This is a genomic window from uncultured Tissierella sp., from assembly GCF_902479755.1.
Taxonomy (GTDB): Bacteria; Bacillota; Clostridia; order Tissierellales; family Tissierellaceae; genus Tissierella; species Tissierella carlieri.
Window position 1 is genome coordinate 1 of the sequence record NZ_CABSQO010000070.1, and the last position, 9,900, is coordinate 9,900.

Annotated in this window: 9 protein-coding genes; 6 read left to right on the plus strand and 3 right to left on the minus strand. The window is 30.8% G+C overall.

Translation table 11 applies throughout. From position 1 onward, the window contains the following. From RDK80_RS19465 to add, 6 genes are all read left to right on the plus strand, one after another. On the plus strand, positions 1 to 1,032 hold a 1,032-nt coding region (locus tag RDK80_RS19465), incomplete at its 5' end, for a hypothetical protein (protein WP_308525248.1). 13 nt (positions 1,033 to 1,045) lie between these two features. Then, positions 1,046 to 2,008: a hypothetical protein gene (locus tag RDK80_RS19470; protein WP_216557768.1), complete on the plus strand. Its 963-nt coding sequence runs from the start codon at positions 1,046 to 1,048 to the stop codon at positions 2,006 to 2,008. A 219-nt stretch (positions 2,009 to 2,227) separates the two neighbouring features. After that, entirely contained in the window at positions 2,228 to 3,409 is a 1,182-nt protein-coding gene (locus RDK80_RS19475; RefSeq protein WP_308525249.1) for a putative glycoside hydrolase, read from the plus strand. Positions 3,410 to 3,420: 11 nt separating this feature from the next. After that, positions 3,421 to 4,290 (plus strand): radical SAM protein, encoded by an 870-nt coding sequence (locus RDK80_RS19480; protein ID WP_308525250.1) that lies wholly within the window; start codon positions 3,421 to 3,423, stop codon positions 4,288 to 4,290. A 357-nt stretch (positions 4,291 to 4,647) separates the two neighbouring features. Beyond that, positions 4,648 to 5,907, plus strand: a complete 1,260-nt coding sequence (locus tag RDK80_RS19485) for a uracil-xanthine permease family protein (RefSeq protein ID WP_094904061.1) — start codon at positions 4,648 to 4,650, stop codon at positions 5,905 to 5,907. Positions 5,908 to 6,052: 145 nt separating this feature from the next. Next, positions 6,053 to 7,078 (plus strand): adenosine deaminase, encoded by a 1,026-nt coding sequence (gene add / locus RDK80_RS19490; protein ID WP_308525251.1) that lies wholly within the window; start codon positions 6,053 to 6,055, stop codon positions 7,076 to 7,078. 36 nt (positions 7,079 to 7,114) lie between these two features. Here the strand turns inward: add and RDK80_RS19495 are convergent, their stop codons facing one another. Genes RDK80_RS19495 through RDK80_RS19505 form a run of 3 tightly spaced genes read right to left on the minus strand, consistent with a single transcriptional unit; the run spans position 7,115 to position 9,807 of the window. Beyond that, positions 7,115 to 7,951: an ABC transporter permease gene (locus RDK80_RS19495; protein WP_094904063.1), complete on the minus strand. Its 837-nt coding sequence runs from the start codon at positions 7,949 to 7,951 to the stop codon at positions 7,115 to 7,117. Positions 7,952 to 7,967: 16 nt separating this feature from the next. Continuing rightward, positions 7,968 to 8,783, minus strand: coding sequence for an ABC transporter permease (locus RDK80_RS19500; RefSeq protein ID WP_308525252.1), 816 nt, complete (start codon positions 8,781 to 8,783; stop codon positions 7,968 to 7,970). Between the two features lie 10 nt (positions 8,784 to 8,793). After that, complete coding sequence (locus RDK80_RS19505; RefSeq protein ID WP_308525253.1) at positions 8,794 to 9,807, minus strand: ATP-binding cassette domain-containing protein; 1,014 nt, start codon at positions 9,805 to 9,807, stop codon at positions 8,794 to 8,796. Between the last annotated feature and the right edge of the window lie 93 nt (positions 9,808 to 9,900).

The window sequence follows — 9,900 nt, forward strand, 5'->3', positions numbered from 1 at the left end:
GGCTACATAAAATTAATAAAAAGCTCTATTACGTTGGTCGTAGTAGGGCTTTTTTGTTTTAGAGTTGACAAAGTAGATGTTATAATATATATTTATGATGAGTGGGACTATAAAATTGGGAAGGTAGTGATTATAGTGAAAAAACAGAGAAGAATTATAGGGGGATTTATTTTAGCAATGATGATTATTACAAGTACAATCTCATATGCTTTTGAAATGCAATCAAGTACAAGCATTAATTATTACTATGAAACAGAACCAAATGATGAACCAGAGAGTGCGCAACTGTTTAGAAGGAATAATGATAGTTACAAGGCTACAGCTACGGGAGATTACTCAGATATGCATAAAGTATTGGGAAAATTAAGTGATGAAAATGATGTAGATTATTATAAGATATTTCTTTATAAAAATGGTACTAAGGATAAATATGACAATATATTAACAGTTAGTAGCCAGAATAAATTAGTAATTGAAGTTCTTAACGAAGATTTAGTAGTAATTAATACTTTTACTCAGATTCCAGGTAATGCGAGTAATAGATTTCAGGCTAATATACCTGAAAGCCAGTATTACTATTTAAGATTAAGCGAATCTGGCATTTCAGGAGAAAATCAATATTCATTCTATTTTGGATCTCCAACATATAGCAAGGGAAGTATAAGTAAAAACTTTAGTACACAAGACATGAGTAGATATAAGACAAGAGAAGTAGAATGGACTATAAACACAAACGAAGTGCCTAAAGATTCTGTTGCTTATAAAATAACTGCAGGGGCTGGAGGAGACGCGAACATATCCCATCCTTCTATAAGAAAATACAAAAATACTAAAAGATCTAACTGGACTGACCTAAAGCAGTCAAAATGGTTTGCGGATGAGATAAATCCATTATATCTTTTTCTTGGAGGAAGTTATGATATGAATCAAACATGGATAATATTCTATGATGCTTCAACTAATACCAAGACACCATTTAATGTATATCCTAGTGTTATGATTGACTACATTTATCCTAATTTACCAAGATAAGGAGATGGGGAGTATGAGAGTAGGTCAAACCAATTATATACCTAAATATATAGCGCGTCCCATAACAAGTTTTTGGAATAAAGAGCTAAATAATGATATAAAAAATGTAAACTCATCTGTTTTAAAACAAGATTCTTATAAAAAACAGAATATAGACACAAATGTAAATATAAGTGTAAATATAAATGTAAATAATATTACACAAAAAATGTATGATAATAGAAAATACTTAGATTTCTATGAGTGGACAGTCTCTTATGAACATTGTAATAGTACTTTCTATGTATTAGAAGAGATTTTTCCTGGCTACCAAGTAGCATCTGAGAGGGGAATACATTTGACTGAAGTATCACCATATCCCGATCCAAAGGATACACGCATTTTAAAGGTAGATAACAATAAGTTATTAATGGAACCCAACCAATATTATAAGTTTAAACATAAGGATGGAATTGAAAGAATTTATGGAGCTTCGAGAAATAGTTTTAAAGATATAAGTTTTGTTGATACAATTTTTTGGAGACAAATGTCTAGTGTAGATAAAATTAAAGATGATACTATAGACATTATACATGGTTTATTTTCTGGAACTTTCTATCCTAATTTGTCTCAAGAAGAAATTTCATTTATACTTAAGGATTTTGGATTTAAGCCTGGGCTAATAGAAATTGGCATTGGTAATAATTCAAAGAAATATTTATTTATGAATAATGGTCAAATTCAAAGCATTGAATATATAAATAGTCTAATAGATGTTTACAACAGTAGAAATCATCTTGAGTGGGGTATCCCAGAAGGTTCTAAGTGGATAATTGGCGGGAATGAATATGAAATGGATAAGGATGGATATTTTAATTTGTCTAAATTGGATGATACAAACTTATATAATGGAGAGTTTAAAATCATAAATAAAGATGGAGAAGAAATGAGAATGAGAGCTCCAGAATCTCTAAAAAATAATAAAGATAAAAATTAGTATAGTCTCTAAGGAATAATTAAATATAGATAGAGTAGGAAATTACTTGAATAAAGTAAATTATGTTCAGGAAATTTTTGCTATTGATGCGGCAGGGGAATTATCCCCTGTCGCATTAATAATATGGGTTAAAATTAGTTGTAATAGTAGTTTGTCTATTATATAATGAAATTGTCGAAAAGATACATAAGATAAAGTACTCACATAAGGGAGAGCAGAATGAGCAAGAGAAGACTTATAGGAATATTATTAACATATACACTATTATTATCAGGATGTAAAAATGGAAAAAATATAATATCTAATACAAGTGCAGCTAAAGAAAATATACCTATTATTACAGAGGTAGACTATTTAATGCAACCCTCAACTAATTGGGCCGCGTACAAGGAAACACTTGATGTAAAAGCAATTTATATGACAGGGCATACTTTGGGACTAAAAAGTAGATTTCATGATTTAGTAGATTTAATAGATAAGTCAGAGTTAAATGCAGTAGTCATAGATGTGAAGGATGATTATGGGGAATTAACATATAAATCTTCTATTCCCATGGTAAAAGAATTAGAGGCAGATAAGATAGTTAAGGATAAAGATTTCATAGGTTCAATGAAGCTCTTAGCAGATAAGGATATATATCCTATAGCTAGAATCGTAACATTTAAAGATAGAACCGCAGCAGGAAGACGACCTGATTTGGCCGTAAAGACTAAGGATGGATCTGTTTGGAGGGATAATAAAGGTGATGCATGGCTCAACCCATATAATAGAGACTCTTGGGAGTATCCTATTCAGATAGCGGAGGAAGCCGCGCTAAATGGATTTAAAGAGATTCAATTTGACTATGTAAGATTTCCGACTGATGGAAAAAGGGATTTGATTGATTACGATAAGGCTGATGAAGAGCCAATGAGAGATGCTATCGCTGGATTTTTGAGTTATGCCAGAGAAAGATTGGCACCCTATGGAGTATATGTGTCTGCTGATATATTTGGACTAGTCACTACTGTAGAGGATGATATGAAGTTAGGCCAACATTTAGAAACTTTAGCTACTGCTGTAGATATATTATGTCCTATGGTTTATCCATCACATTATGCATTGGGTTCATATGGTGTTCCCTATCCAGATGCAGACCCATATAAAATAGTATATACTAGTATGGCAAAAGCGCAGGAAAGAATAAATAATATAGATACCACAGAAGAAAAAGCCATTCTTAGACCTTGGCTTCAGGATTTTTCAGCTCCATGGCTAAGGAAACAATATGGTTCACATTATACGCCTTATGGTCCTAAGGAATTAATAGCACAGAAAAAAGCTACCTATGATGCAGATTTAACTCAATGGATATTTTGGAATGCAGGCAATAAATATACAGTAGAAGGTTTTGAAAAATGAGAGGTGATAAAATGAGATATGAAGGATCTTTATATAGACCACCTAGTGAGGCATATAGTCTAATAGTTCAAGCTACTATAGGATGTACTCATAACAAATGTACTTTTTGTTCTATGTATAAAGATAAAAGATTTAGAGTCAGAAGTACTGATGAAATAATAGAAGATTTTCAAATAGGAAGAGAAAGATATAAATATGTAAAGAGAATATTTATTGCAGACGGTGATGCTTTAGCAATAAAGAATGAAGAATTAATGAAAATTCTTTCTTTTATAAAGGAAAAATTTCCAGAATGTGAACGGGTAGGAATTTATGGTTCACCTAAGGCAATATTATCTAAAAGCAACCAAGAGTTAGAAAAATTAAAATCTCTTGGATTAGGAATTATATATCTTGGAGTGGAATCAGGATCAGAGAAAATATTAAAAGCCATTAATAAAGGTGTAACTAGGGAAGAAATGGTTAAAGCAGGAAAAAAGGTGGTTGAAGCTGATATAGAACTTTCAATAACCCTTATTTCTGGTATAGGCGGTAAAATAGATTCCTATGAACATGCGATAGAATCTGCTAAAATAATTAATGAGATAAATCCTAATTACGTAGGGCTACTTACATTAATAGTTGAAGAGGGGACTCCTCTTTATGAAGATGTGAAGAATGGAAAGTTCAATCTTTTAAGTCCTAGAGAAGTATTATTAGAAACTAAGAAAATGGTTGAAAATCTTAATGTAGATAATTGTGTTTTTAGGTCTAATCATGCATCCAATTATGTAGCATTAAAAGGTACTTTATCTCAAGATAAGGATTTAATTTTATCTCAAATAGAAGAAGGATTACAGATAGCTAATTTAGAAGAAAAAGATTTATTTAGAAGACTTTAGAAGGTCTTCTTTTTTCTGTAAAAAATATTCTACAAAAAAGCATTGTACAAGTAATCAAATGATGGTATAATATTTTGGATAACGGATGAGCCGTCACAGTTTCGAAAGACAAATTTGTTCACTCATTACATTCATGCAAATTTGGTTCTCGTTGCGTTTGACCTATTTACGATTCAGTATTATTGATTAGGTTAGGCAATTTTACGTAGTCTCACTGCACAAATTCATTTGCTCGTTATCACTTGCATGAATTTGGCGTTCGTTACGTTTGACCTACTAAAGCTCACTATCGTTCGCTAAGTTAGGTCATAAAAACTTTTAAATCAGTCCTGTGAGGCTGGAAAGGAGAGAAAATAAATGGTTGATAATGCAATTAAAAAATCAGTTGATTCAACAGGTGAGGAAATGTCCTTGCTAGGTCATTCAAAAAAGGTAATATTAGCACTTCAGCATCTTATAGCTATGTTTGGGGCGACAGTTTTAGTTCCTATATTGACAGGATTAGACCCTTCAATAGCTCTATTCTCAGCAGGTTTAGGTACACTTATATTTCATGCTTGTACAAAGGGAAAGGTTCCTGCATTTCTAGGTTCATCATTCGCATTTATTCCAGTGATTTTAACAGTAAAAGAACTTTATAACGGAGATCTAGCTTATGCTCAAGGTGGAATGGTTGTAGCAGGATTAATTTATGTGCTTACATCTTTTTTAATAAAGAAAATAGGGGTAGAAAGAATACAAAAATATCTTGCACCTCAAGTAGTAGGACCTATGATTATAGTAATAGGTATGAACTTAATACCAGTAGCATTTGGAATGGCAAAGGAAAACCTTATTATAGCTGCTATAACCTTAGGAACAGCATTATTAATAAACTTCAAAGCAAAAGGATTTATAAAACAACTTTCAATACTAATAGCAGTTATTGTTGGATATTCAATATCGTTAAAGATGGGATTAGTAAATACAAACTTAATAAAAGAGGCATCAATCTTTGCATTACCACCTTTTAGATTGCCTAAGTTTGATCTAGGTGCTATAGCAATTATTGCACCAGTAGTTTTAGCAGTATTTATGGAGCATCTAGGTGATATAACTACTAATGGACAGGTAGTAGGTAAAAACTTTGTAGAAGATCCAGGTCTAAATAGAACATTATTAGGAGATGGATTAGCAACTACAGTAGCAGCATTAATTGGTGGGCCAGCAAATACAACTTATGGAGAAAATACAGGAGTATTGGCAATAACTAAGAATTATGATCCATCAATATTGAGACTTGCAGCAGTATTTGCAGTATGTTTAGGATTTATAGCAAAAATTGGAGCATCATTATCATCTATACCAACAGCTGTAATGGGTGGAATCTCCCTAATGTTATTTAGTATGATATCTTTGATTGGTGTAAAGACTATAAAGAATCAAGAAGTTAAATTTAATTGGAAAAATATTGTTGTAATGGCTATTATACTAGTATTAGGTCTAGGCGGAAATTATTTATCTGAAATTTTAGGTTTTACAGTAGGAATTCCGATAAATGAATCAGTTCAAATAACAGGGTTAAGTTTTGCAGCATTAGTTGGTATAATAATCAATGCAGTGCTAAACAGAAAATAAGACAAATCTTTATTATAAAGAATTCCTCTCCAAATTTGGAGAGGAATTTTTATATATAAGTATTGAGGACTGGAAGAATATAAATATAAAGACTATAATATTAATATAATTGAAATAGAGTATACTATGCTGAAAGGAGTAGATTATGAGAGGAATTTTGAAAAATATACCTAAAATAGAGTTACATTGTCATTTAGATGGAAGTGTAAGACCAGAAACTATGTATGAATTATTGCTTCAGCAGGAAGAAGATTTGAACGTAGGTGATATTAAAGAGTTTGAAGAATTAGTAAGTGTTAAAGAAGAATGTAATTCCTTAATAGAATATTTAAAGAAGTTTAGTTATCCATTAAAAGTAATGCAAAGAAAAGAAAATATAGAGAGAATTACTTATGAGCTTTTAGAAGATCTAAGTATACAAAATGTAAAATATGTTGAAATAAGGTTTGCTCCATTTCTACACATGAATGACGGGTTAAGCTTTGATGATGTTGTAGAAAGTGTTTTAAAAGGTATGGCAAGAGGAAAAGAAGAATTTAATATATTATCTAATGCCATATTAATATGCATGAGGCATGAAAGTCTTCAAAATAGCTTAGAGGTAGTAGAGTATGGTGAAAAATATCTTGGCAAAGGTGTAGTAGCTGTAGATTTAGCAGGAAATGAACAAGATTTTCCACCAGAAATACATAAAGAAGCATTTGAATTAGCCCGTAAAAAAGGATATAAAATAACTATCCATGGAGGGGAAACTGGAATTGTAGAAAACATATCTAAATCAATAGAGCTTCTTTATGCAGAAAGAATAGGTCATGGAATAGCGGCTATAAAAGATCCTAAGGTTATGGAATTACTAAGAGAAAAAAGTATATATTTGGAAATGTGTCCTATAAGTAATCTACAAACAAAAGCAGTGAATTCCATAGAAAATTATCCAATAAGAAAATATATGGAGCTAGGAATAGGAGTTACTGTAAATACAGATAATACTACAGTTTCTAACACTTCCTTGGAGAAGGAATATGAGCTTTTAATGGATGAATTAAATTTTTCTATAGAAGAAATATTAAAGCTTATAGATAACTCCATTGAAGCAGCTTTTATTTTGAAGGAAGAAAAGGAAGCTTTAAGAAAGAAAATTCAAGACGAATTAAAGGAATTAGGACTATAATTAAAAGGTATGATAGAGAATTCTCTATCATACTTTTTAATGGAATCCAATATTTCCAATTGTTTTACAGTGTTTTTCTACTCTCTTTAATATATAATATCCTAAAGCTGTTCCTACTATCATAAAGGCTGTTAATATCAATAATTCTATTTTTATAGAAAAAATAGTGTTAGTACCTAAAAGTAGTCCTCTTATAACATCATAGCCATATGTCAGAGGAATCGCCAATGATACGGCAGTTAAAATTCTGGGTAGGATAGTAATAGGAAAGTCTTGACCACAGATAATATTTAAAGAAAAATTAGTTATATCAATTATATTATTAGCGTTATTAGTTATAAGAACTAGAGAAGCTATTCCAAAACCCAATCCATACAATGCGACCAAGAGAGGAATTAAAGCAATTATAGCAAGGAGTATATTGTTATCTATATTAAAACCGAATAATAACCATACTAAAAATGCTACAGTTATAGAATTTATGGTGGTTATTATTAGTGAAAAGATAGACCTTCCGATTAGCTGTACCCATAATGGAATTGGGGTTAACCAATTAGACTCTATTACTCCTGAATCCATTTCATTCTTTAAGGAAAAACCCATGCCCCAGAGAACAGAACTTACAAAGCTGCTTACAATAGTTCCCAACACTAGAAAAGCCATATAATCAGTGGTTCCAGCATATTGGCTAAAACCTATATTTTCACCATTGATTTGGAAAGCTTTAGAAAGGAAATATACTGGAGCAATCCACATAATAGGCTCTATAATCCTAAAAAGAGCATTTATAGGATATGCTAAGAATATTTTCATATCCTTTTTGGTAATAGCAGAAATAGCAAATAAATATGTTTTTAAATTATTTGAACTCATATTTTTCTCCTTCCTATTAATAATGACCTAAAGATCCAGATTCTTTAACCTTTTTTTGAGTAAGATTAAAAGCTAAAAATCCTAAAATCATAAGAACAAGACCTGAAAATATTAAGTAATATATTTGACTCTTAATATCCCCTATGGTAGCTCCAGCAGAGATAACAGACCTTAATGCACTAATACTATGTGTTAAAGGTATTATATTTGATATACTCTTCATCCAATTTGGCAAAACTGCTAAAGGGTAAGTTATACCACAGAATAAAGACATTATTCCTCTAACTAAAAACACCATGGAGTTTGCTTCTTTTTGCCACATGACTAGGCTGGCAAATATAAATCCTATTCCATAAATAGAAGGAAGTGACAATATAATTATTAAAAGAGACAGAAGAGGACTTCCTATAAATCTGAAATTATATATTAGTTTAAACTCTATAATAGAAATAAGAAGGTAAACAAAGCTGGAAAATATTTGCCACAGGGAATATCCTAATAAAAGTGTAATCTTGGGTACTGGACAAAGCCAATTAGACTCTAAGGTTCCTCTTATTTGCTCAGTTCTAAGACTAGTTCCAAAGGACCATAACATAGTATTCATTAACATCCACATAGTGGTTCCGATTAGTATAAAGCCTACATAATCAGCGGTTCCAGAAAAATTTGAGAAAATCTCCAAGGATTGGACATCAGTACCAGATAGGGCTTTAACTGTAAATAGATATCCAAAGGGAAATATAATAGGCCATATTAATGCAGATATAAACCAAGATGGATACCTTAAAAAAATTCTAAATTCTTTTTTAAATATAGATAAAACAGCAGTCATTGTATACCTCCTATTCCCTTAAAGATTTCCCAGTTAGATTTATAAATACATCTTCTAAAGTGGGCTCATCCACTCTAAAATTAATTATTTTAATATTGTAAGAAACTATATTTGATATTAGAGAACTAACAATTTCGTTACCATTAGAAATATGGATTTTTATTTCCCAAGTTTGGGTAGAATCATTAAATTTATTATTTATATTTTCTACATGTTGTATATTTTTTAGCTTGCTAGCAATGATTTCATCCCAATGATTCAGCTCAAGTATAAGACTATTAGTTTTACTTAATCCTCTTTTCAGATTTTCAGGAGTATCTAAGGCTATGATTTTCCCGTGATCTATTATGGCAATTCTATCACTTAATTGATCTGCTTCCTCCATATAATGAGTAGTTAAAAGTACAGTTCTGCCTTCTTCCTTAATTTCTAGTATTATTTCCCTTAGATTTCTTGCAGATTGAGGATCCAATCCTGAAGTGGGTTCATCTAATATTACTATTTGCGGATTTGAAATTAAAGCCTTTGCTAGAGCTATTCGTTGTTTCATACCTGTAGAATATTTCTCTACAGTTTCGTCAGATCTTTTTTCTAAGCTAAATCTTTCTAATAAATAATCTATTCGTTCTTTAGCAATTTGTCCAGTTATGCCATTCATAGCTGCAAAGTACTCTAGATTTTCTCTGCCTGAAAGTTTCCAATAAATACTTCTTTCTCCAGCTAATACTGTACCTAAATTTTTAAGGACCTCTATGGGCTTATCTTGAGAATTTATACCATTAACTATAATTGAGCCAGAAGTAGGCATTAGTAAAGTAGAAATCATTTTTATAGTAGTGGTCTTACCGGCACCATTAGGACCTAAGAATCCAAATATTTCTCCCTTATTAACATTAAAACTGATGTTATCGACAGCAACAAAAAATTCTTTTTCTCTATAATCTTTTTTCCATAAATGACCTCTTTTCTTTTTGATTTCAAATTCTTTCTTTAAGTTTTTTACTTCTATAGCATAATTATCCAAATAAAATCCCCCTTTAATAGATTAAGACTATGTATGATTAAAGGATAGTATAGAAACTTAAAAATGTCAATATAATTATTAAAATAATTAATT

Bases quoted from the DNA above. Each gene is read 5' to 3' on its own strand.
- RDK80_RS19470 (WP_216557768.1), top strand. From the start codon at position 1,046: ATGAGAGTAGGTCAAACCAATTATATACCTAAATATATAGCGCGTCCC.
- RDK80_RS19500 (WP_308525252.1), bottom strand. From the start codon at position 8,783: ATGACTGCTGTTTTATCTATATTTAAAAAAGAATTTAGAATTTTTTTA.
- RDK80_RS19485 (WP_094904061.1), top strand. From the start codon at position 4,648: ATGGTTGATAATGCAATTAAAAAATCAGTTGATTCAACAGGTGAGGAA.
- RDK80_RS19495 (WP_094904063.1), bottom strand. From the start codon at position 7,951: ATGAGTTCAAATAATTTAAAAACATATTTATTTGCTATTTCTGCTATT.
- RDK80_RS19480 (WP_308525250.1), top strand. From the start codon at position 3,421: ATGAGATATGAAGGATCTTTATATAGACCACCTAGTGAGGCATATAGT.
- add (WP_308525251.1), top strand. From the start codon at position 6,053: ATGAGAGGAATTTTGAAAAATATACCTAAAATAGAGTTACATTGTCAT.
- RDK80_RS19475 (WP_308525249.1), top strand. From the start codon at position 2,228: ATGAGCAAGAGAAGACTTATAGGAATATTATTAACATATACACTATTA.